The 21,141-nt window shown below is 63.7% G+C and carries 18 protein-coding genes and 1 pseudogene; 3 read left to right on the top strand and 16 right to left on the bottom strand.

Translation table 11 applies throughout. The features are described 5' to 3' along the window. Nucleotides 1-51 precede the first annotated feature (51 nt). The 5 genes from leuC to rplS all read right to left on the bottom strand — a co-directional run bounded on the left by leuC (nt 52) and on the right by rplS (nt 5,071). Nucleotides 52-1,461, bottom strand: coding sequence for a 3-isopropylmalate dehydratase large subunit (gene leuC / locus NKJ13_RS22815; protein ID WP_352508958.1), 1,410 nt, complete (start codon nt 1,459-1,461; stop codon nt 52-54). Nucleotides 1,462-1,709: 248 nt separating this feature from the next. Next, the gene (locus NKJ13_RS22810) at nt 1,710-2,345 is read right to left on the bottom strand and encodes a class I SAM-dependent DNA methyltransferase (protein ID WP_352508959.1); all 636 of its coding nucleotides are present in this window, start codon (nt 2,343-2,345) and stop codon (nt 1,710-1,712) included. A gap of 52 nt (nt 2,346-2,397) precedes the next feature. Then, the gene (locus NKJ13_RS22805; RefSeq protein ID WP_254817833.1) at nt 2,398-3,213 is read right to left on the bottom strand and encodes an amino acid ABC transporter permease; all 816 of its coding nucleotides are present in this window, start codon (nt 3,211-3,213) and stop codon (nt 2,398-2,400) included. Between the two features lie 266 nt (nt 3,214-3,479). Continuing rightward, a complete protein-coding gene (locus NKJ13_RS22800; protein WP_254817834.1) occupies nt 3,480-4,277 on the bottom strand; it encodes a transporter substrate-binding domain-containing protein in 798 nt (265 codons plus the stop codon). Nucleotides 4,278-4,531: 254 nt separating this feature from the next. After that, the gene (rplS, locus tag NKJ13_RS22795; protein ID WP_254817835.1) at nt 4,532-5,071 is read right to left on the bottom strand and encodes a 50S ribosomal protein L19; all 540 of its coding nucleotides are present in this window, start codon (nt 5,069-5,071) and stop codon (nt 4,532-4,534) included. A gap of 356 nt (nt 5,072-5,427) precedes the next feature. Between rplS and NKJ13_RS22790 the strand changes: the two genes are divergently transcribed. Beyond that, complete coding sequence (locus NKJ13_RS22790) at nt 5,428-6,180, top strand: sulfite exporter TauE/SafE family protein (RefSeq protein WP_023679781.1); 753 nt, start codon at nt 5,428-5,430, stop codon at nt 6,178-6,180. Here NKJ13_RS22790 and trmD read toward each other — a convergent pair. Both trmD and rimM read right to left on the bottom strand, forming a co-directional pair. Further along, complete coding sequence (gene trmD / locus NKJ13_RS22785) at nt 6,162-6,860, bottom strand: tRNA (guanosine(37)-N1)-methyltransferase TrmD (RefSeq protein WP_352701251.1); 699 nt, start codon at nt 6,858-6,860, stop codon at nt 6,162-6,164. The genes NKJ13_RS22790 and trmD overlap by 19 nt on opposite strands. Then, nucleotides 6,857-7,456, bottom strand: a complete 600-nt coding sequence (gene rimM, locus NKJ13_RS22780; protein WP_352701250.1) for a ribosome maturation factor RimM — start codon at nt 7,454-7,456, stop codon at nt 6,857-6,859. Before rimM ends, trmD begins: the two co-directional genes overlap by 4 nt. 115 nt (nt 7,457-7,571) lie before the next feature. On the opposite strand from rimM, the gene NKJ13_RS22775 reads away from it, so the two are divergent. After that, nucleotides 7,572-8,510 carry a tyrosine recombinase XerC gene (locus NKJ13_RS22775; RefSeq protein ID WP_352508964.1) on the top strand — a complete coding sequence of 313 codons (939 nt, stop codon included), beginning with the start codon at nt 7,572-7,574 and terminating at the stop codon, nt 8,508-8,510. An 85-nt stretch (nt 8,511-8,595) separates the two neighbouring features. Continuing rightward, entirely contained in the window at nt 8,596-9,663 is a 1,068-nt protein-coding gene (locus NKJ13_RS22770) for a TraB/GumN family protein (protein ID WP_352738339.1), read from the top strand. A 754-nt stretch (nt 9,664-10,417) separates the two neighbouring features. Here NKJ13_RS22770 and lpdA read toward each other — a convergent pair. From lpdA to mdh, 9 genes and pseudogenes are all read right to left on the bottom strand, one after another. Further along, nucleotides 10,418-11,824 (bottom strand): dihydrolipoyl dehydrogenase, encoded by a 1,407-nt coding sequence (gene lpdA, locus NKJ13_RS22765; protein WP_352738340.1) that lies wholly within the window; start codon nt 11,822-11,824, stop codon nt 10,418-10,420. A gap of 18 nt (nt 11,825-11,842) precedes the next feature. Then, a complete protein-coding gene (locus NKJ13_RS22760; protein WP_352701245.1) occupies nt 11,843-12,598 on the bottom strand; it encodes an SDR family oxidoreductase in 756 nt (251 codons plus the stop codon). Further along, entirely contained in the window at nt 12,595-13,104 is a 510-nt protein-coding gene (locus NKJ13_RS22755) for a hypothetical protein (RefSeq protein ID WP_352508968.1), read from the bottom strand. Before NKJ13_RS22755 ends, NKJ13_RS22760 begins: the two co-directional genes overlap by 4 nt. A gap of 42 nt (nt 13,105-13,146) precedes the next feature. Beyond that, nucleotides 13,147-14,448: a 2-oxoglutarate dehydrogenase complex dihydrolipoyllysine-residue succinyltransferase gene (gene odhB, locus NKJ13_RS22750; RefSeq protein WP_352738341.1), complete on the bottom strand. Its 1,302-nt coding sequence runs from the start codon at nt 14,446-14,448 to the stop codon at nt 13,147-13,149. 29 nt (nt 14,449-14,477) lie between these two features. Beyond that, a pseudogene (locus tag NKJ13_RS22745) lies at nt 14,478-17,465 on the bottom strand (2-oxoglutarate dehydrogenase E1 component). A gap of 131 nt (nt 17,466-17,596) precedes the next feature. After that, nucleotides 17,597-18,499 carry a succinate--CoA ligase subunit alpha gene (gene sucD / locus NKJ13_RS22740; RefSeq protein ID WP_352479658.1) on the bottom strand — a complete coding sequence of 301 codons (903 nt, stop codon included), beginning with the start codon at nt 18,497-18,499 and terminating at the stop codon, nt 17,597-17,599. A 49-nt stretch (nt 18,500-18,548) separates the two neighbouring features. Further along, the gene (locus NKJ13_RS22735; protein WP_352738344.1) at nt 18,549-18,920 is read right to left on the bottom strand and encodes a cupin domain-containing protein; all 372 of its coding nucleotides are present in this window, start codon (nt 18,918-18,920) and stop codon (nt 18,549-18,551) included. A gap of 4 nt (nt 18,921-18,924) precedes the next feature. Then, nucleotides 18,925-20,118 carry an ADP-forming succinate--CoA ligase subunit beta gene (sucC, locus tag NKJ13_RS22730; protein WP_352738345.1) on the bottom strand — a complete coding sequence of 398 codons (1,194 nt, stop codon included), beginning with the start codon at nt 20,116-20,118 and terminating at the stop codon, nt 18,925-18,927. Nucleotides 20,119-20,158: 40 nt separating this feature from the next. Next, nucleotides 20,159-21,127: a malate dehydrogenase gene (gene mdh, locus NKJ13_RS22725; RefSeq protein ID WP_352507328.1), complete on the bottom strand. Its 969-nt coding sequence runs from the start codon at nt 21,125-21,127 to the stop codon at nt 20,159-20,161. Nucleotides 21,128-21,141: the final 14 nt, after the last annotated feature.

Below are 21,141 nucleotides of genomic sequence, written 5' to 3'. Positions count from 1 at the left end.
GAACCGCATTGCGGCTCGGGCACTCTCATATCCGACTGGGCGCGCCCTGCGCTATTTCCACTCGCGGATGTCGACGAAATGGCCGGCAATTGCCGCCGCCGCCGCCATTGCCGGCGACACCAGATGGGTGCGGCCCTTGAAGCCCTGGCGCCCTTCGAAATTGCGGTTCGAGGTCGAGGCGCAGCGCTCATGCGGCTTCAGCCGGTCGTCGTTCATGGCAAGGCACATCGAGCAGCCCGGCTCGCGCCAGTCGAAGCCGGCCGCGACAAAGATCTTGTCGAGGCCTTCGGCCTCGGCCTGTTCCTTGACCAGGCCGGAGCCCGGCACGATCATCGCGCTGACCCGCGGATTGACCTTCTTGCCTTCGATCACCTTGGCGGCGGCGCGCAGATCCTCGATGCGGCCATTGGTGCAGGAGCCGATGAAGACGCGGTCAAGTTCGATATCGGTGATCTTGGTGCCCGGTATCAGGCCCATATAGTCGAGTGCACGCTGCTTGGACGTGCGCTTGTTCTCATCAGTGATGTCGTCTGGGTTCGGCACGATGCCTTGAACCGAGACAACGTCTTCGGGCGAGGAGCCCCAGGAGACGATCGGCGGCAGCTTTGCCGCGTCGAGCACGACGACCTTGTCGAAATGCGCGCCTTCGTCGGACTGCAGCGTCTTCCAATAGGCGAGCGCGGCATCCCAGGCTTCGCCCTTGGGGGCGCGCGGCTTGTCCTTGACATAGGCGAAGGTGGTCTCGTCCGGCGCGATCAGGCCGGCGCGCGCGCCGGCTTCGATCGACATGTTGCAGATCGTCATCCGACCTTCCATCGACAGCGCACGGATTGCCTCGCCGGCATATTCGATGACATAGCCGGTGCCCCCGGCTGTGCCGATCTCGCCGATGATGGCGAGGATGATGTCCTTGGCGGTGACGCCTTCCGGCAGTGCGCCGTCGACGCGCACCAGCATGTTCTTGGCCTTGCGCTGGATCAGCGTCTGCGTCGCCAGCACATGCTCGACTTCCGAGGTGCCGATGCCGTGCGCCAGCGCCCCGAACGCGCCATGCGTCGAGGTGTGGCTGTCGCCGCAGACGATGGTCATGCCGGGCAGCGTGAAGCCCTGCTCGGGACCGATGATGTGGACGATGCCCTGGCGGATATCCTTCTCGGAATAATATTCGATACCGAAATCCTTGGCGTTTTTGGCCAGCGCCTCGACCTGGATGCGGCTTTCCTCGTTCTTGATGCCGAACTTTCGCTCGGGCGAAGTCGACACGTTGTGGTCGACGACAGCCAGCGTCTTTTCCGGATGCCGAACCTTGCGGCCGGTAATGCGCAGGCCTTCGAAAGCCTGCGGGCTGGTGACTTCGTGGACGAGGTGGCGGTCGATATAGAGCAGGCAGGTGCCGTCGTCCTGGCGGTCGACGACATGGTCGTCGAAAATCTTGTCGTAGAGGGTGCGCGGTGCGCTCATGTGCGTAAATCCGTCGATTTAAAAAGGGAAAGGGACGCCGGTCGGCCGGCGAAACAGCCTGGCGAGTCCGCCCTAGCGAAGTCGGCTGGTCAGCGCCCCGCAGACGCGCGCGGAAAATCGCGACGGCAGGCGTTTCCTGTCCTGCAGCACGAAACCTTTATAGGCCGGATCGCCAAAAAGCTCTTCCATGGCGCTGCTCATATCAATGTTTTGGCTTTTCAGCAATCGCGTCTGCCTTCGCAGGCGCTTCACAGCACCTCGAACACGAAGGTTTTCACCAGCGCGTCGGGCTCGGCGATCGCGTAGCAGCGGAACCATGGGCTCTCCTCGACCGGCCGCCATTTTTTCGCCTGCTCCAGTTCGCCAAACACGGCCTTGAACCCGCTGCTTTCAAACACCTGGTCACGGACCGTAAAGATGGCGTGGCCGCCCTTCCGGGTGATGCGCACCAGCTCATGCAGGCCCGACGCCGGCGCGTGGCTGATGGTGAACACGCCGGTCGAGAAAAAGGCCCGGAAATAGCCGTCCGGCCAGGGCAATGGCCCGCCGAGTATCGCCTGTTTCAGCTCGCTGTAGGCCTGCCGGCCGCCGGCGATTTTCAGCATGTCCTGCGACAGGTCGAGGCCGGCAACGTCGTGGTAGCCTAGCGCCTTGAGCGACGGCCCCGACAGGCCGGTGCCGCAGCCGGCGTCGAGCAGCGGTCCTTCGCCCGGCGGCACGTAGCGCGCCACCCAGGCGGTGATCAGGAACGGCAGGAGATAGCCGAGCGCCGCGGTTTCGCCGTCATAGGTCGCGGCCCATTGCGCATAGGCCTTGGCGAGCGCCTCAGGCGTGTCGGCCGTGTAGACCGCTTCAAGCGCCGCATTGGCCTTGTCGATGATCATGGGTCCTCCCCGGTCGCGTCCGCTCGATGGTAGCGCCGTTTTCGCCTGCCTTCTATTCCCCATGCTGGTGGCGCAGCCGCTTCTCCAGCGCCCGCATGGCCAGCGACAGGCCGACGGTCAGGATGAGATAGATATAGGCGACGATCGAATAGGTTTCGAAGAAGCGGAACGAGCCGGCGGCGTAGATCTTGCCCATCTGGGTGATGTCGGCGACGCCGAGCACCGAGACCAGCGAGGAATCCTTGACCATGGCGACGAAATCATTGCCGAGCGGCGGCAGGATGGTGCGGATCGCCTGCGGAAAGACGACCAGCCGGAAGCGCTGCGTGCGCGTCAGCCCGAGCGCCTTCGCCGCCTCGATCTGGCCCTTCTCGACCGCCTGGATGCCGGCGCGGAACACCTCCGAGATGAAGGCGGAATAGCCGATGGTCAGCGCCATGACGGCGCGCCATAAAAGCGAGACGTCGCGTACCAGCAGCTCACCGAAGAGGCCGGCGCTTTGCAGCGGCGCCGTCAGCGCGTTCCACGCTGCGACGAAGGCCGGCGCGCCGGCAAAGGCGATCCAGAACAACAGCACCAGCATCGGTACGCCGCGGATGATCTCGACGTAGAAGCGGGCGATCTGGCTGAGCCAGCGTGAGCCCGACAGGCCCATCAGAGCGACGCCGAGCCCGATCGCGCAAGCCAGCGCGAAGGCGACCACGGTGACGAAGATGGTGACGCCGATGCCCTTGGCGACGGTTGCGAAGACCTGGGCATAGAGGTCGCTGGCAACGATGAAGACGGCGGCGGCCAAGGCGATCGCCACGGCCACGGCAAGCCACCACGGGAAGTCGGATTTGGCCGAGGCGAGAGGCGGCGACGGCATCAAGCGGTACCGGTGACAGAGTCACGAAGGCAGCGTTCTGTCACACCCCCCTCTGGCCTGCCGGCCATCTCCCTCTCAAGGGGGGAGATCGGCAGCTTTGACCTCGCCGTCCGTTCTGCAACACTGAAAATTAGCGAAAACCGATGCGAAATCCGATCTCCCCCCTTGCGGGGGAGATGGCCGGTAGGCCAGAGGGGGGTGTACGAGCGCAGAGTCAGCGCGAGTTCCCGCGCACAATCGTCATGAAATGCGCGCAACAAGCGGGCCTACTGCCCCATCTTGTAGTCGAGGAACCACTTCTTGTTGAGCGCGTCGAGCGTGCCGTCGGCCTTGAGCGCGGCGATCGCCGCGTTGACCGGCTTCACCAGGTCGGAGCCCTTGGGGAAGATGAAGCCGAAATCCTCGGTGCCGAGCGGCCCGCCGATCAGCTTCAGCCCGCCATTGGACGCATCGACATAGCCCTTGCCGGCAGTGCCGTCGGTGAGCACGACATCGACGTCGCCGGCCTTCAGCGCCTGCACCGTCGCGCCGAATGTCTCGAACAGCTTTATGCGCGGGTTCTGCTCATTGCCGTCGAGCACGCTGTAGACGGCGGTGTAGAACGGCGTGGTGCCGGCCTGCGCACCGATCAGCCCGTCCTTGAAGGCAGCGAACGTCTTGGCATCGGTGAAGCGTTTCTCGTCGCCGCGCACCAGCATGAACTGTTCCGAGCGCATATAGGGATCGGAGAAATCGACCTTCTGCTTGCGGTCGTCCTTGATGGTGATGCCGGTCATGCCGATGTTGTATTGGTTGTCGGAAACCGCCTGGATCATCGCGTCCCACGAGGTGTTCTGGTACTCGACCTTGAAGTTCAGCCGTTTGGCGATCTCGTTCATCGCGTCATATTCCCAACCGATCTGCTTACCGGTCTTGGCATCGATAAACTGCAGCGGCGGATAGGCGTTTTCGGTCACCACCACCACTTTCCTGCCGCCAAGATCCGGCAGCGCCTGCGCCAGGGCCGCGATGGGCACGAGAAGGCAAGCCAGCAGGCCGGCCAGCAGCAGTTTCGATTTGGTCATGACACGCTCCCCAAGAACTGAACCGCCTCGATCGACCGAGGCATGCAGGAAATCCGGCGCCGACTTTAGCTTTCCGCAGGCGCCTTGCAAGCCGCTCCGATGCGCCGCTCGGCACGAAAATGAGTTCCAATGCTTTCAATGGCGGCATTACGGAACGATCCGTATCGATTGCGGACCGGCAAAATCGAATCCACCTCGCGAAACAAAAAGGCGGCCGAAGCCGCCTTTCCGAAACCATGGGTTTTGACGACGCCTTATTCGGCGGCAGCTGCTTCCGCGGCCTTGGCGGCCTCGTCGGCGGCCTTCTTCTCGGCGGCGTCCTGCGCGGCCTTCTCGGCGGCCAGCGCCTGGGCGGCGGCCACTTTCTCGGCCTCGATACGCGCCTTCTCGGCGTTCAGCGCATCGCGCTCTTCATCGTTGAGCTTGCGGGCGCGCACGCCGGTGTTTTCCGAAATACGGGCCGACTTGCCGCGACGGTCACGCAGATAGTACAGCTTGGCGCGACGCACCTTGCCACGACGCACGATCTCGACGCCCTCGACCATCGGCGAATAGACCGGGAACACCCGCTCCACGCCTTCGCCGTAGGAGATCTTGCGGACGGTGAAATTTTCCTGGAAGCCGGCGCCGGCGCGGGCGATGACGACGCCCTCATAGGCCTGGACGCGGGTGCGGGTGCCTTCGGTCACGCGGACCTGAACGCGCACGGTATCGCCGGGCTGGAATTCGGGAAGCTTGCGCTTGGCTTCGATCTTGGCGGCCTGCTCGGCCTCAAGCTGACGGAGGATGTCCATCTCAATAATCCACTTCTTGTTCTTCCGACAGTCAGAGCGTCCGACACTCGCCTTGCAGTCGCATCGACCGCTCGGCTATGCCCTTCGTTCGAGAACTTCTGTTCGAGAACATCGGGCAGGGGCGACTACACCGTCACTGTTGACGGGTCCGGGAGAATTTTCTTCCGGTTCGGCGCGCACATACAGCTATTTCGGCGCTTTGTCACGCCTTCGCTGGCTCTTTTTTGGCGCTGCTTCTTTTTGGCTGGCGCCGCTGTGGCAATCCCGTGATCGCTTGTGGTCCAGGGGGTTGCGCCCGCGCGTCAAGCTTTCTAAGCCGGAAGATAAGCATTTTTCCTCCAGCGACGACACCCCTCATGCCAATCTTGGACGCGGTCCTGCTCTTTCTCGCCGGCTTTCTATCAGGCGCGGTCAACGCCGTTGCCGGCGGCGGCACGTTCATAACCTTTGGCGCCATGACCCTGGCCGGCCTGCCGCCGATCGTCGCCAACGCGACATCGTCGGTGACGCAATTTCCTGGCTATATCACCTCGACGCTGGCCTATTGGCACGACATCAAGCATTTCTGGCGCGGCGCACTGCTGCTCAGCCTCATTTCGGCTCTCGGTGCGCTGTCTGGCGCGCTCATCCTTCTAGGCCTCGACAACCCGTCGTTCCGCGCCTTGGTGCCGTGGCTGCTGCTGGCGGCAACAGCGTTGTTCGCTGCCGGGCCTTGGCTGAAGCCGGCGCCCAAGCCGGAGCATGAAGCCGCCGTGGGTTCGCTGGTCGGGTCGCTGGCGCAGTTCGCCACCGCCGTCTATGGCGGCTTCTTCGGCGCCGGCATGGGCGTCATGATGCTGGCGACGCTCGGTCTCACCCAGTCCGGCGATTATCATCGGCTGAACGCATTGAAGAACATGCTGGCCGTGGTCATCGCTGCGGTTGCCATCCTGGTCTTCGTCTCTGGCGGCGTCATCGCCTGGCTGCAGGCGATCATCATGATCCCGGGTGGCGCGCTCGGCGGCTATGCCGGCGTCTGGATCGCCAGGCGCGTGCCGCAGAACGCGGTGCGCGGCTTCGTCATTGCCGTCGGCCTGTTCCTGGCCTTCTACTATTTCGATAAGGGCTGAGCGGCTAAAAGATCCGGCCGTCGCTCCTTCGTCAGCCTCTCCGCTTCGGCCCGCCGCCACGCCGCGATCTTGCTGTGATTGCCCGAAATCAACACTTCCGGAATCGGCCGGCCCTCGAATTCCTGCGGCCGCGTATAATGCGGATGTTCGAGCAGGCCGTTTTCAAAGCTCTCTTCCTCGCCCGATACCGCATTGCCCATCACGCCGGGCAGCAGGCGCACCACGGCGTCGAGCAGCACGAGTGCCGCCGGCTCGCCGCCGGACAGGATGAAATCGCCGATCGAGACTTCCTCGAGGCCTCGCGATTCGATAACCCGCTGGTCGACGCCTTCGAAGCGGCCGCAGACGATCACCGCACCCGGCCCGGCGGCGAGCTCACGCACACGCCGCTGTGTCAGCGGCTTGCCGCGAGGGCTCATCAGCAGGCGCGGACGTGGATCGCCTGCCGGCGAGGCATGGTCGATAGCGCTGGCCAGCACGTCTGCCCGCATCACCATGCCGGCGCCGCCGCCGGCCGGCGTGTCGTCCACGGTCCGGTGACGATCGCGGGCAAAGTCGCGGATCTGGATCGTTTCGAGCGACCAAATGCCGGTCTCGAGCGCGCGGCCGGCCAGCGACAGGCCAAGCGCGCCGGGAAACATCTCGGGATAGAGCGTCAGCACCGAAGCCGAAAAACTCATCGATTGCCTCCGGCGTCCCTCGGCCCGCGCGGCCGGCCCTTGGGGTCGAAGCTGTCGCGCTCGGCAGATTCTCCGTCCTCGTCCTCGACCAACCCTGCCGCAGCCGGATCGATGCGGACAAAGCCGCCGGCGATCGACACTTCCGGAACAGCGGCCTGCGTGAACGGGATAAGCACGCCTTTGCGCCCCGCCAGCGTCACGTCGAGAATGTCGCCGCCGCCAAAATTATGCACGGCGACGACCTTGCCGATAATGGCACCGGTGTCGTCCTTGACCTCCAGCCCGACGAGATCGGCGTGGTAGAATTCGTCCTCTTCGCCCTCATCAGGCAACACCGAACGGTCGACGAACAATTCGGTGCCGGCAAGCGCCTCGGCGGCATGGCGATCGTTGACGCCTTTGAAGCGCACCACCACGACGGTGTTGGCAGGCCTGATGTCGACGATCTGGAAGGCGCGGCCATCCCTGGCGTAGAGCGGACCGTAATCGGCCAGCGCCAGCGGGTCGCCGGTAAAGCTCTTGACCCGCAATTCGCCCTTGATGCCGTGCGCGGCACCGATCACGGCCATCTGGACGGGGTTTTGCGGTTTGCTCATCTGCGGAAAATCCTTTGCCTTGCTCTAACCCCAGCCCATCGTCATTTCAATGATGCCGCTCTTCACCGCTTCCTAACCCGCATGCCGGAAGATGGCCGGGAACTGGAAGAGCGCAATGCAGGAATTCCTCATACCGGCAAAGCCCGATCTTCAGGCGGCGCGCGAGGCCTGGCTGAAGATGCTGGCGCGCGAACGCCGGCTGTCGCCCGAAACCGTCGAGGCCTATGAGCGCGACACGCGCCAGTTCCTGCATTTCCTGACCAGCCATTGCGGCGGCTCGCCCGGTATTTCCGACATCGCCGATCTGCGCCCGGCCGATCTGCGCGGCTTTCTCGCTGCCCGCCGTGCCGAGGGCGCCGGCGCCCGCACGCTCGGGCGCGGGCTGGCCGGCATCCGCTCGCTGCTGCGTTTCCTGGAACGGCGCGGCCTCGCCAATGCGGCAGGTGCGGCAGCCTTGCGCGCGCCGCGGCAGCCGAAATCGCTGCCCAAGCCGCTGACCGCAAGCGATGCAAAACACGTCGTCTCGGTGGAAGGCCAACTGGCGGAGGAGCCGTGGATTGCCGCGCGCAACGCCGCCGTGCTGACTCTGCTTTATGGGTCCGGCTTGCGGATCTCCGAGGCGCTCGGCCTGTCGGGCGCCGATCTGTCCTCACCTGGTGATACTGTGCTGCGCGTCACCGGCAAGGGCGGCAAGACGCGGCTGGTGCCGGTGCTGCCGGTAGCGCTGCGGGCGATTGCCGAATACCGCCGCCTCTGCCCCTGGCATCTCGATCCCAAGGGCTTGCTGTTTCGCGGTGCCCGCGGCGGCCCGCTCAACCCGGCGATCGTCCAGCGCGACATGGCCAAGCTGCGCTCGGCGCTCAACCTGCCCGACACGGCGACGCCGCATGCGCTGCGCCATTCTTTCGCCACGCATCTGCTTGGGCGCGGCGGCGACCTGCGCACCATCCAGGAGTTGCTCGGCCACGCCAGCCTGTCGACAACCCAGATATACACCGGCGTCGACACCGCGAGGCTGCTCGAGATTTACGAAGCAGCTCATCCTCGTGCGTGATGGACGCTTGAATAGGTGACGATCTCGTAACAATTTTGATGCGCTGATTAACCGTTTTGCCGCTTTTTGCGCCTACGAGTGCAGCATGAAACGCCTCATCGCCATCGCCGACCGCGCGACCCAAGTGTCGCTGAAGCTGCTCGTCGCGCTCAACGCCCTGTTTTTCCTCTCCTTCCTCATCATCGCGCTGCTCGCCGCGGGCAAGGCGCGCGCCGAGACCCCGGTCTGCGCCGGTACCGATATGCTGAGTGCGCTGCAAAAGAACGACCCGGCTGGCTACCGTAAGATCGAGGCGGACGCGGCAGCAACACCGAACGGCAAAGGCTTGCTGTGGAAGCTCGAAAAATCAGGCGAAAAACCGTCCTTCCTGTTCGGCACCATGCACCTTACCGACCCGCGCGTCACCACGCTGCCACCCGCCGCGCAGAAGGCATTCGATGCAGCTGGCACCGTCGTCATTGAGACCACCGAAGTGCTCGACAAGCAGAAGATGATGGCAGCATTGCTGAAAGAGCCGGATCTGATGATGTTCACCGACAAGACGACGCTTTCATCGCTGCTGTCGCCGGAGGACGCGGCGGTGGTCGACAAGGCGCTCGACGCGCGTGGCATCCCGCCGGCGACCGTCGCCAAGATGAAACCTTGGTTGCTGTCGGCGATGGTGGCGCTACCAGCATGCGAAGTCGCCCGCCAGGCTGGCGGCGCGCCGGTGCTCGACGTCAAGCTTGCCAAGGACGCCGAGGCTGCGGGCAAATCAGTCGAGGGGCTGGAGACAATCGCCGACCAGCTGCGCGCCATGGCTTCGCTGCCGATCGCCTTTCACCTGAAGGGGCTGGTCGATACGCTGAAGCTTGGCGACAAGGTGAACGACGTCAACGAAACCATGATCGTGCTTTACCGCCGTGGCGACACTGGCATGTACGTACCGCTGTTTCGGGCTGTCGTCCCCGAACAGGTCGACGACCAATCGGGTTACGCCGAATTCGAGCAGACCATGATCACCAGCCGCAACAGGGTGATGGTTGATCGTGCAGCGCCGATCCTCGCCCACGGCAATGTCTTCATGGCGGTCGGCGCCATGCACCTTCCCGGAGCGCAAGGCTTGGTCGAGGGTTTCCGCAAGACCGGCTATACTGTGACTGCCGTCAACTGAACAACACGGCGGAGTTGCACACCGAATCATCGCCACGCCTGGGTCAACCCCTGCTCGCGGCGCGACGGCGGACCAGCCGCGCTTCGTGTCAAGAAACTGAAAAAGGTTCGCTTTGGCTCGACCGAACCCATTTTGCGGTGGAAATGCATGCCTGCAGGCGATTCCGGATCAGAATTGCCCTGTTTTCGGCGTTTTCAACGCCTAATGTGAAACTGATTCAACGATTGTACGTTGATGGCTATTACTTGATGTTTTTCATCCACGGAGGACACTTTTATGGCGAACACACCCAATCCGAACGACCCATTCACCTCGCCGGGCACCGCACGGCCAAGCGGCGGCGGCAGCGGCTGGCTGATTGCCCTGGTCGTCGTTATCCTGGCAATTGTCGCCTATTATGTTTTTGGAAGACGTAGCGAGGCACCTGCGCCTGCCGAACCGCCCGCAGCCAGCACACCAGCTCCGGCCCCAGCGCCTGCCGAGCCGATGAAACCAGCCGAACCGGCTCCTGCGCCAGCTCCGGCAACACCCGCTCCGGCTCCCGCTCCGGCAGAGCCTGCACCCGCGCCGGCTCCGGCTCCGGCTCCGGCACCCGCGCCGGCACCGGCTCAGTGATCAGACTGCCGACTTAATATATGAACGGCCCGCTGAAAGGCGGGCCGTTTTGTTTTTGGGAGCAGCCGTCGATGGCTTCATCCCTGGGATGACGAGGCGCGGATGTTTCAGCCAATATCTAAGGTTTGCGATTCACCGCTCAGATATGGATCGGCTTGAAGAACGTCGCCAGTGCCGCCTCCTTTACCGCTTCCGACATTGTCGGATGGGCGTGACAGGTGCGGGCCAGGTCTTCCGACGAGCCGCCAAATTCCATCAGCACGGCCGCCTCGTGGATCATCTCGCCGGCGCCGAAGCCGACGATGTGGACGCCGAGCACACGGTCGCTGGCCTTGTCGGCCAGGATTTTCACAAAGCCGTCGGTGTGCAGCATGGCGCGCGCGCGGCCATTGGCGCTGAACGGGAATTTTCCGGCTTTGTAGTCGACGCCGGCCTTTTTCAATTCTTCTTCGGTCTTGCCGATCGAGGCGATTTCCGGCGTGGTGTAGACGACGCTCGGAATCACGTCATAGTTCACATGCCCGGCCTGGCCGGCGATGGTTTCGGCCACCGCCACGCCCTCGTCCTCAGCCTTGTGTGCAAGCATCGGTCCGGCGATGACATCGCCGATGGCATAGATGCCAGGCACGTTGGTCCTGAGATGGCCGTCGGTCTTGACCCGGCCGCGCTCATCGACGTCGACGCCGGTCTCCTTCAGCCCGAGAGCGTCCGAATAGGCCCGTCGTCCCGTCGCAATCAGCACCGCGTCCGCCTCGATCGTCTCGGCTGCTCCGCCCTTGACCGGCTCGAAGGTGACAATCGCTCCCTTCTTGGCCTTGGCGACGCCGGTCACCTTGGCGCCCAGCCTGAACTCAAATCCCTGCTTCGACAGCAGGCGCTGGAACTGCTTGGAGACCTCGCCATCCATGCCGCCCAGGATGGTGTCGAGGAACTCGACCACGGTGACCTTGGCGCCAAGCCGCGCCCAGACCGAGCCGAGCTCCAGACCGATGACACCGCCGCCGACCACCACCAGATGGCCCGGCACCTTGTCCAGCGACAGCGCGCCGGTCGACGAGATGATCACCTTCTCATCGAAATCGACCTTGACGCCGGGAATGCCGGCGACGTCGGAGCCGGTGGCGATGACGATGTTCTTGGTCTCGATCTCCTCGACCTTGCCGTCATCGGAGGTCACCGACACCTTGCCGGCCGCAACTACCTTGCCGGTGCCACGAAAACTGTCGATCTTATTCTTCTTGAACAGGAAGGCGACGCCATTGACGTTGGCCGTTACCGTCGCATCCTTGTGTGCCATCATCTTCCCAAGGTTGAGCTTGGGCGCGCCGATCTCGACGCCGAGCGCCTCGAAGGAATGGCCGGCCTCGGCAAACATCTCGGACGCATGCAGCAGCGCCTTCGACGGGATGCAGCCGATGTTGAGGCAGGTACCGCCGAAGGTCGGGTCCTTTTCGACCACCGCCGTCTTCAGACCGAGCTGCGCCGCCTTGATGGCGCAGACATAGCCGCCTGGTCCCGATCCGATGATAACGACATCATAGGCCATGATACTGTCCCTTTTGCTTTAGCGGCCGCCGCCGATTTCCAGATTGGCGCCTGTTGTGTAGGACGCCTCGTCCGACAGCAGCCACAGAATTGCGGCTGCGACTTCCTCGGCGGTGCCGACGCGCTGCATGGGCACCACCTTGCGCATTCTCTCGGCGCGATCCGGCTGACCGCCGGAGGCATGAATTTCGGTGTCGATGATGCCCGGGCTGACCGCGTTGACACGAATGCCTTCGCCGGCCACTTCGCGGGCAAGCCCGATGGTGAAGGAATCGAGCGCGCCCTTCGAGGCGGCGTAGTCGACATATTGACCCGGCCCGCCAAGCCTTGCCGCGATCGAAGAAACATTGGCGATGGCGCCACCCTTGCCGCCATGCCTGGTCGACATCCGCTTCACCGCCTCGCGGGCGCAAAGCATCGGCGCGATTACATTGATGCGCATCATGCGCTCCAGCCGTGCAGCGCTAAACTCGTCGACGCGCGCGCTCTGGTCGACCACGCCGGCATTGTTGACGAGCGCGTCGAGCCGACCGAAACGGCCATCGACAGCCTCGAACATAGCCAATACGTCCGTCTCGCTGCCGACATCGGCCTTGACTGTGAAGGCTTCTCCGCCAGCAGCCTCGATGTCGGCGACCACCGTTTCGGCGGCTTTTGCATTCGACGCGTAATTGACCGCAATGCGATAGCCGGCCTTGGCGGCAAGCCTGCATGTAGCGGCGCCAATGCCGCGGCTGCCGCCGGTCACCAGCAGGATCTTTCCGCTCGCGCTCATTCCTGACATCCCTTCAGGGCAAAGACGTCCCAGGGCACCCTGGAAAAGCCGTTGGCGCCATAGGCCGCCGACATCTGCAACGACGCTCCCAAGTCAGGCAGGATCAGCTTCTTCGGCGCATCCTTTCCTTCGCCCGGCAGCAACGCGATATTGCCCTGGTCGTCGGCAGTGTAGATGACGCCCTCCCACACGGTGCAGGCGGCGAGCTCGTCGCCGGTGACGTCGCCGGCCGGGCATTTGTACATCAGCGAGCCGTGCGGCCGCGCCACGCCCTCCGTCCACATGACGATGCCGTCGAGCACGACGCCGTTGTCGAGCACCATCTTGAAGGTATTGGTGACGGTAGCCGACTCCATGGTCGGCCTGAAATCGATCTCGGCGGCGTTCTCAGGATCGCCATAGACGGCCAGTTCGAGCGGGCAGGCGGCGAGGGCCGCGGAGACCGTCTGCACGCCGAGTGCGCAGATTGTGACAAACAAACCGGACCGGAAACGGCACGAACTCATCCGGCGGCGCAGATCCATGCTCCGGCCCACGTCGGCCGCCCCCTAGAGGTCGAGCACCAGCCGCTCAGGATCCTCCAGGCTTTCCTTGACCCGCACCAGGAAGGTCACCGCTTCCTTGCCGTCGACGATGCGGTGGTCGTAGGACAGCGCCAGATACATCATCGGCCGGATGACGATCTGGCCGCCGACCACCACCGGCCGCTCCTGGATCTTGTGCATACCCAGAATGCCGGACTGCGGCGCATTGAGGATCGGCGTCGACATCAGCGACCCGTAAACGCCACCGTTGGAAATCGTGAACGTGCCGCCTTGCATATCGGCGACGGAGAGCTTGCCGTCGCGCGCCGCAAGCCCCAGCCTGCCGATGTCCTTCTCGATTTCGGCGATGGACATCTGGTCGGCATTGCGCACAACCGGCACGACAAGGCCTTTCTCTGTACCGACGGCAACGCCGATATGAGCGTAGTTCTTGAAGATGATGTCGGTGCCGTCGATCTCGGCATTGACCGACGGGATCTCCTTCAGCGCATGGGTGACGGCCTTGGTGAAGAAGCCCATGAAGCCGAGCTTCACGCCGTGCTTCTTCTCGAACACGTCCTTGTATTTGCTCCTCAGCGCCATCACCGCGCTCATGTCGACCTCGTTGAAGGTGGTCAGCATGGCGGCGGTCGATTGCGCTTCTTTAAGGCGGCGCGCAATGGTCTGGCGCAGCTTGGTCATGCGCACCCGCTCCTCGCGCGACGCATCGTCGGCAGCGGACGGCGCGCGCGCGGCAACGGGTGCCGGTACAGGCGCGGCCTTGGGCATTTCTGCCGGCTGCGACGGCGCGCCCCTGGCGATAAGGTCGAGCACGTCGCCTTTCAGCACCTGGCCGCGCTTGCCCGAGCCCGACACCTGGTCGACCGCGAGATTGTGCTCGGCCAGCAGCTTTGCCGCCGACGGCGCCGGCGGCATGGTGCGTGTCTCGATCGCGCCGGCGTCACCGGCAATCTTGGCGGTCTCGGCCGCAGCCTGCTTGACGCTCGAGGCTGCAGTCGGAGCCGAGGCCTGCGACACCGCCTCCTGCTTCGTTGCCGGAGCGGCGGCGGCATTGGCTGCCGCGCCGGCGCCTGCCGAAATCGTGCCGAGCAGCGCGCCGACGCCGACCGTCTCGCCTTCCTTGACGGCGATCTCGGCGAGCGTGCCCGCGGCGGCGGCCGGCACTTCCACCGTCACCTTGTCGGTTTCGAGCTCGACCAGCGGCTCATCGGCGGCGATCGCGTCGCCGACCTTCTTGAACCACTTGCCGATGGTCGCCTCGGTGACGGATTCACCAAGTGTCGGGACGCGGATTTCGGTTGCCATTGTGCCTGTCCGTTTCTTTCGGTTCTGTTCTATTCACCAAGCGCGTCGTCGAGCAAGGCGGCAAGCTGGGCGAGATGCTTCGACATCAATCCGGTCGCCGGCGAGGCGGCGGCCGGCCGGCCGGTATAGCGCCCCCGCTGATGGTTGGCGGCGATATTCGCCAGCACCCATTAGAGATACGGGTCGATGAACGACCAGGCGCCCATGTTCTTGGGCTCCTCCTGGCACCACACCATCTCGGCATTACGGAAGCGCGACAGTTCGGTGATCAGCGCCTTGGCCGGGAACGGATAGAGCTGCTCGACGCGCAACAAATAGATGTCGTTGATGCCGCGCTTCTCGCGCTCTTCGTAGAGGTCGTAATAGACCTTGCCCGAACAGAGCACGACACGGCGGATTTTCGAATCCTTGGTGAGCTTGATGGCCTGGCCTGACAGCAGCTGCGCGTCGTCCCACAACAGCCGGTGAAAGGCGCTTTCGCCCGACATTTCCGGGAGGGTCGACACAGCCCGCTTGTGGCGCAGCAGCGACTTCGGCGTCATCAGGATCAGCGGCTTGCGGAAGTCCCGCTTCAATTGCCGGCGCAAGATGTGGAAGTAATTGGCCGGCGTCGTGACATTGGCGACCTGCATGTTGTCTTCGGCGCAAAGCTGCAGGAAGCGCTCGAGCCGGGCCGACGAATGCTCGGGCCCCTGGCCTTCATAGCCATGCGGCAGCAGGCAGACGAGGCCCGACATTCTGAGCCATTTGCGCTCGCCCGACGAGATGAACTGGTCGAACACCACCTGGGCGCCGTTGGCGAAGTCGCCGAACTGCGCTTCCCACAGCGTCAGCGCCTTCGGCTCGGCCAGCGAGTAGCCATATTCGAAGCCGAGCACGGCCTCTTCCGAAAGCATCGAGTTGATGACCTCGAAGCCGGCCTGCGCCGCCGACAGATTGTTGAGCGGGATATAGCGTGTCTCGTCGCGCTGGTCGTAGAGCACGGAATGCCGCTGCGAGAAGGTGCCGCGCTCAGAATCCTGTCCGGACAGCCGGATCGGATTGCCGTCGAGCAGGATGGCGCCGAAGGCCAGCGCCTCGGCCGTCGACCAGTCGATGCCTTCGCCGGACTCGATCGCCTGGCGGCGATTGTCGAGGAAGCGGATGATCGTCTTGTGCGCCTCGAAATCCTTCGGCACCTCGGTCAGTTTCTTGCCGATCTCCTTCAGCGTCTTGACTGGCACGGCGGTCTTGCCGCGCCGCTGTTCGTCCTGGTTGTCGGCCGAGCGCAAGCCGGACCACGCGCCGTCCAGCCAGTCGGCCTTGTTCGGCTTGTAATGCTGGCCGACCTCGAATTCCTGCTCGAGATGCGCCCGCCAATCGGCCTTCATCTTTTCGAACTCGGCCTGCGTGATGTGGCCTTCGGAAATCAGCCGGTCGGCATAGATCTGCACCGTCGTCTTCTGGTTGCGGATCTTGCGATACATGATCGGCTGGGTGAAGGCGGGCTCGTCGCCCTCATTGTGGCCGAAGCGGCGGTAGCAGAACATGTCCACCACGACAGGCTTGTGGAACTTCATGCGGAATTCGATCGCCACCTTGGTCGCATGGACCACGGCTTCCGGATCGTCGCCGTTGACGTGGAAGATCGGCGCCTCGATCATCTTGGCTACGTCGGACGGATAGGGAGACGAACGCGAAAAGCGCGGGTTGGTGGTGAAGCCGATCTGGTTGTTGATGATGAAATGCAGCGTGCCGGCGACGCGGTGGCCGCGCAGGCCGGACAGGCCAAGGATTTCGGCAATCACGCCCTGGCCGGCAAAGGCGGCGTCGCCGTGCAGCAGCAAGGGCAGCACCTTGGCACGCTCCTCCAACGGCACGATCTCCTCGCGGCTGCGGCCGAACATATAGTCCTGTTTGGCGCGCGCCTTGCCCATCACCACCGGATCGACGATTTCCAGATGCGAAGGATTGGCGGTCAGCGACAGATGCACCTTGTTGCCGTCGAACTCGCGATCCGACGAAGCCCCGAGATGGTACTTCACGTCGCCCGAGCCTTCGACCTCGTCGGGCGCGGCCGAGCCGCCCTTGAACTCGTGGAAAATGGCGCGGTGCGGCTTGGCCATCACCTGTGACAGCACGTTCAGCCGGCCGCGATGCGCCATGCCGAGCACGATCTCCTTCATGCCGAGCTGGCCGCCGCGCTTGATGATCTGCTCCAGCGCCGGGATCAGCGACTCACCGCCATCAAGGCCGAAGCGCTTGGTGCCCTTGTACTTGACGTCGATGAACTGCTCGAAGCCTTCCGCCTCGACAAGCTTCTGCAGGATCGCCTTCTTGCCGGCTGCGGTGAAGGAGATCTCCTTGTCGGTGCCCTCGATGCGTGCCTGGATCCAGGCCTTCTCCTCGGGATCGGAAATATGCATGAATTCGACGCCGAGCGTCGAGCAATAGGTCCGGGTCAGGATATCGAGCATCTGCCGGATGGTGCCGAATTCCAGCCCGAGCACATTGTCGAGGAAGATCGGCCGGTCGTAGTCGGCTTCGGTGAAGCCGTAATTCTCCGGCGACAGCTCGTTATAATCCTCCAGCGGCTTGGCAATGCCAAGCGGATCGAGATTGGCGTGCAGGTGGCCGCGCATGCGGAAGGCGCGGATCATCATGATGGCGCGGACGGAATCGCGCGTCGCCTGATGCACGTCGGCGTCGGAAAGCGCTGCGCCGTTGCCGGCTGCCCTGTCCTTGACCTTCTTTTCGATGTGCTTTTCGACCAGGCCCCAATTGCCGTCCAGGGCCGAGACCAGCTCGCCATTGGCCTGCATCGGCCAGGAGGGCTTGGCCCAAGAGGCGCCCTTGGCGTTCCTGCGCACGTCGCCGGCGTCATCCTTCAGCGCCGCGAAGAAGTCCTGCCATTCGGGATCGACCGAAGCGGGATCGTCCTCGTAGGCGGCATAGAGCGCGTCGATATAATCGGCATTGCCGCCATAGAGGAAAGAGGTAAGCGAAAACTGGTCGTTGGCCTGATCTTGTCTTGCCATTTTTGTCCGCGGAGCCGCGCTCCGTCTCCTTTTCAGAGCGAATAGAGAGTAGCGAATAGCGAGTAGGGATTTTCCCTGGTTCGCGCCGTTACTCTGTTCTTACCTATTCGCTATTCACTACTCGCTACTCACTAACCTTTGATCGCCTCGACCAGCGTCGTGCCGAGCCGGGCCGGCGATGGCGAAACCTTGATGCCGGCCGATTCCATCGCCGCGATCTTGTCTTCCGCACCGCCCTTGCCACCGGAGATGACCGCGCCGGCATGACCCATGGTGCGGCCGGCCGGCGCGGTGCGCCCGGCGATGAAGCCGGCCATCGGCTTGCTGCGGCCGCGCTTTGCCTCGTCCTTGAGGAACTGCGCGGCGTCTTCCTCGGCCGAACCGCCGATCTCACCGATCATGATGATCGACTTGGTCTCGTCGTCGGCGAGGAACATCTCCAGCACGTCTATGAACTCCGTGCCTTTGACCGGGTCGCCGCCGATGCCGACGGCGGTGGTCTGGCCGAGACCGACATTGGTGGTCTGGAACACCGCCTCATAGGTAAGCGTTCCCGAGCGCGAAACAACGCCGACGGAGCCCTTGCGGAAGATGTTGCCGGGCATGATGCCGATCTTGCATTCGTCGGGGGTCAGCACGCCGGGGCAGTTCGGCCCGATCAGCCGCGATGTCGAGCGGTCGAGCCTTGCCTTGACCTTGATCATGTCCATCACCGGTATACCCTCGGTGATGCAGACGATCAGCGGGATCTCGGCCTCGATCGCTTCCAGGATCGCTTCGGCCGCTCCCGCCGGCGGTACGTAGACGACCGAAGCGTTGGCGCCGGTCCTGGCCTTGCCTTCGGCAACGGTGGAAAAGATCGGCAGCGTCTCGCCCTTGGCGCCGGTCCAGGTCTCGCCGCCCTTCTTGGGGTGGATGCCGCCGACCATCTTTGTGCCGTGATAGGCGAGCGCCTGTTCGGTGTGGAACGTGCCGGTCTTGCCGGTCAGGCCCTGCACCAGCACCTTGGTGTTCTTGTCGACGAGAATGGACATGGTGGTCCTTTTTAAAAACCGTTGATCGGGGAAGGCCGCGCGCTCATGGTCACAACCGCTTCAGGTCGGCGACGGTGAGGTCGCTTTTGGCGTTGCCGGTGTTGAGCGTCGTCGCCGGCTCGAACATCAGCACGACAGGTTCCTCGCTCAGCGAGCGCGGCCGGTGCTCGACGGCGCGCGGCACGACGATGAACTCGCCGCTGCCAAGTTCCACCGTGCCGTCGCGGAAATCGATGGCGATGCGGCCCCGCAGCACCAGGAACGCTTCGTCCTCATTGTCGTGGGCGTGCCAGTCGAAGACGTCGCCGAACTTGGCGATCTTGACCTGGCTGTCATTCACGTCGCCGGCAATATGCGGATCGAAGACCTTCTTGATCTTCGCATCCGCCGCCTCGATGAGGTTTATCTTGTGCGGAGGCACAGACTCAGCCCTTCACCGCCGCGACAATCTTCTTGGCTGCGTCATCGAGGTCATCGGCCGAAACCACGTTCAGTCCGCTGTCGTTGATGATCTTCTTGCCGAGCTCGGCATTGGTGCCTTCCAGCCGCACCACCAGCGGCACTTGCAGGCCGACCTCCTTGACTGCGGCGATGACGCCCTCGGCGATAATGTCGCACTTCATGATGCCGCCGAAGATGTTGATCAGGATGCCTTTGACCGCCGGATCCTTGGTGATGATCTTGAACGCCGCCGTCACCTTTTCTTTCGACGCGCCGCCGCCGACATCGAGGAAGTTGGCGGGCTCGGCGCCGTAGAGCTTGATGATGTCCATCGTCGCCATGGCAAGGCCGGCGCCGTTGACCATGCAGCCGATATTGCCGTCGAGCGCGACATAGGCGAGGTCGTATTTCGACGCCTCGATCTCCTTCTCGTCCTCTTCGGTGGTGTCGCGCAATTCGAGCACGTCCGGGTGACGGAACAGCGCATTGTTGTCGAACGACACTTTTGCGTCGAGCACGCGCAGCCGGCCGCTCTTCATGACGATCAGCGGGTTGACCTCGAGCAGGCTCATGTCCTTCTCGACAAACGCCTTGTAGAGGATCGGAAACAGCGTGGAGCCGTCCTTGGCGGCGTCGCCGTCGAGCCTCAGTGCGGCGTTGAGCTTCTTCATATCGTCGGCCGTCACGCCCTTTTCCGGGTCGATGGCGACGGTAATGATCTTTTCCGGCGTGTCGTGGGCGACCGCCTCGATGTCCATGCCGCCCTCGGTCGAGACGACGAAGGCGACGCGCCCGACCGAGCGGTCGACCAGGATCGACAGATAGAGTTCGCGCTCGATGTCGGCGCCGTCCTCGATATAGAGCCGGTTGACCTGCTTGCCGGCCGGGCCGGTCTGCTTGGTGACCAGCGTATGGCCGAGCATCTCCTTGGCGTTGGCGACGACCTCGGCCACCGACTTCGCCAGCCTGACGCCGCCCTTGGCATCGGGCCCGAGCTCCTTGAACTTGCCCTTGCCGCGGCCGCCGGCATGGATCTGGCTCTTGACCACATAGAGTGGGCCGGGCAGCGCCGTGGCGGCAGCTTCCGCCTCGCTCGCCTTGAACACCGGCACGCCCTCGGCCACCGGTGCGCCAAAGCCCTTCAGCAGCGCCTTGCCCTGATATTCATGGATGTTCATGCGCTATGTCTCCAGCTTGCTTGGCGGCTTGGTTACCGGCTTACTTGGCCGCGAGATGTGGAGCGATCTTGACGCAGGCGTCGCACAGGCCCTGCACCGCCGCGACCGAATTGTCGAACATCTTCTGCTCGTTCTTTGTGAGCTCGATCTCGATGATCCGCTCGACGCCGCCGGCGCCGATCACCACGGGAACGCCGACATAGGTGTTCTTGACGCCATATTGGCCGGAGAGGTACGCCGCACAGGGCAGCACCCGCTTCTTGTCCTTGAGATAGGCTTCGGCCATGGCGATGGCCGAGGCGGCCGGCGCATAAAAGGCAGAGCCGGTCTTGAGCAGGCCGACGATCTCGGCGCCACCGTCGCGGGTGCGCTGCACGATCTGGTCGAGCCGCTCCTTCGAGGTCCAGCCCATCTTGATGAGGTCGGGCAACGGGATGCCGGCAACCGTCGAATAGCGGATCATCGGCACCATGGAATCGCCATGGCCGCCGAGCACGAAGGCGGTGACGTCCTCGACGGAAACCTTGAATTCCTCGGCCAGGAAATAACGGAAGCGCGAACTGTCGAGCACGCCGGCCATGCCGACGACATGGCTCTTGGGCAGGCCGGAAAACTTCTGCAGCGCCCAGACCATGGCGTCGAGCGGGTTGGTGATGCAGATGACGAAGGCTTTCGGCGCGTATTTCTTGAGGCCGGCGCCGACCTGCTCCATCACCTTCAGATTGATGCCCAGAAGATCGTCGCGGCTCATGCCGGGCTTGCGCGGCACGCCGGCGGTGACGATGCAGACGTCGGCGCCCTCGATACCGGCATAGTCGTTGACGCCGGTCAGCCTGGAGTCGAACCCATCGACCGGCGACGACTGCGCGATGTCCAGCCCCTTGCCTTGCGGGATGCCTTCGGCGATATCGAACAGCACGACGTCGCCGAGATCCTTGAGGCCGACCATGTGGGCGAGGGTGCCGCCGATCATGCCCGAGCCGATGAGCGCTATCTTGTTGCGTGCCATGTCAGGATGTTTTC

This window comes from Mesorhizobium sp. M0174 (assembly GCF_040322275.1).
Lineage (GTDB): Bacteria > Pseudomonadota > Alphaproteobacteria > Rhizobiales > Rhizobiaceae > Mesorhizobium.
Note: the sequence above shows the minus strand (reverse complement) of the source record. Positions and strands in the feature narration are given on the sequence as shown.

Bases quoted from the DNA above. Each gene is read 5' to 3' on its own strand.
- rplS (WP_254817835.1), bottom strand. From the start codon at position 5,071: ATGGACATCCTCCGTCAGCTTGAGGCCGAGCAGGCCGCCAAGATCGAA.
- NKJ13_RS22755 (WP_352508968.1), bottom strand. From the start codon at position 13,104: ATGAGTTCGTGCCGTTTCCGGTCCGGTTTGTTTGTCACAATCTGCGCA.
- sucC (WP_352738345.1), bottom strand. From the start codon at position 20,118: ATGAACATCCATGAATATCAGGGCAAGGCGCTGCTGAAGGGCTTTGGC.
- sucD (WP_352479658.1), bottom strand. From the start codon at position 18,499: ATGTCCATTCTCGTCGACAAGAACACCAAGGTGCTGGTGCAGGGCCTG.
- trmD (WP_352701251.1), bottom strand. From the start codon at position 6,860: ATGAGTTTTTCGGCTTCGGTGCTGACGCTCTATCCCGAGATGTTTCCC.
- NKJ13_RS22775 (WP_352508964.1), top strand. From the start codon at position 7,572: ATGCAGGAATTCCTCATACCGGCAAAGCCCGATCTTCAGGCGGCGCGC.
- NKJ13_RS22790 (WP_023679781.1), top strand. From the start codon at position 5,428: ATGCCAATCTTGGACGCGGTCCTGCTCTTTCTCGCCGGCTTTCTATCA.
- NKJ13_RS22760 (WP_352701245.1), bottom strand. From the start codon at position 12,598: ATGAGCGCGAGCGGAAAGATCCTGCTGGTGACCGGCGGCAGCCGCGGC.
- NKJ13_RS22770 (WP_352738339.1), top strand. From the start codon at position 8,596: ATGAAACGCCTCATCGCCATCGCCGACCGCGCGACCCAAGTGTCGCTG.
- odhB (WP_352738341.1), bottom strand. From the start codon at position 14,448: ATGGCAACCGAAATCCGCGTCCCGACACTTGGTGAATCCGTCACCGAG.
- rimM (WP_352701250.1), bottom strand. From the start codon at position 7,456: ATGAGCAAACCGCAAAACCCCGTCCAGATGGCCGTGATCGGTGCCGCG.
- NKJ13_RS22800 (WP_254817834.1), bottom strand. From the start codon at position 4,277: ATGACCAAATCGAAACTGCTGCTGGCCGGCCTGCTGGCTTGCCTTCTC.
- mdh (WP_352507328.1), bottom strand. From the start codon at position 21,127: ATGGCACGCAACAAGATAGCGCTCATCGGCTCGGGCATGATCGGCGGC.
- lpdA (WP_352738340.1), bottom strand. From the start codon at position 11,824: ATGGCCTATGATGTCGTTATCATCGGATCGGGACCAGGCGGCTATGTC.
- leuC (WP_352508958.1), bottom strand. From the start codon at position 1,461: ATGAGCGCACCGCGCACCCTCTACGACAAGATTTTCGACGACCATGTC.
- NKJ13_RS22810 (WP_352508959.1), bottom strand. From the start codon at position 2,345: ATGATCATCGACAAGGCCAATGCGGCGCTTGAAGCGGTCTACACGGCC.
- NKJ13_RS22805 (WP_254817833.1), bottom strand. From the start codon at position 3,213: ATGCCGTCGCCGCCTCTCGCCTCGGCCAAATCCGACTTCCCGTGGTGG.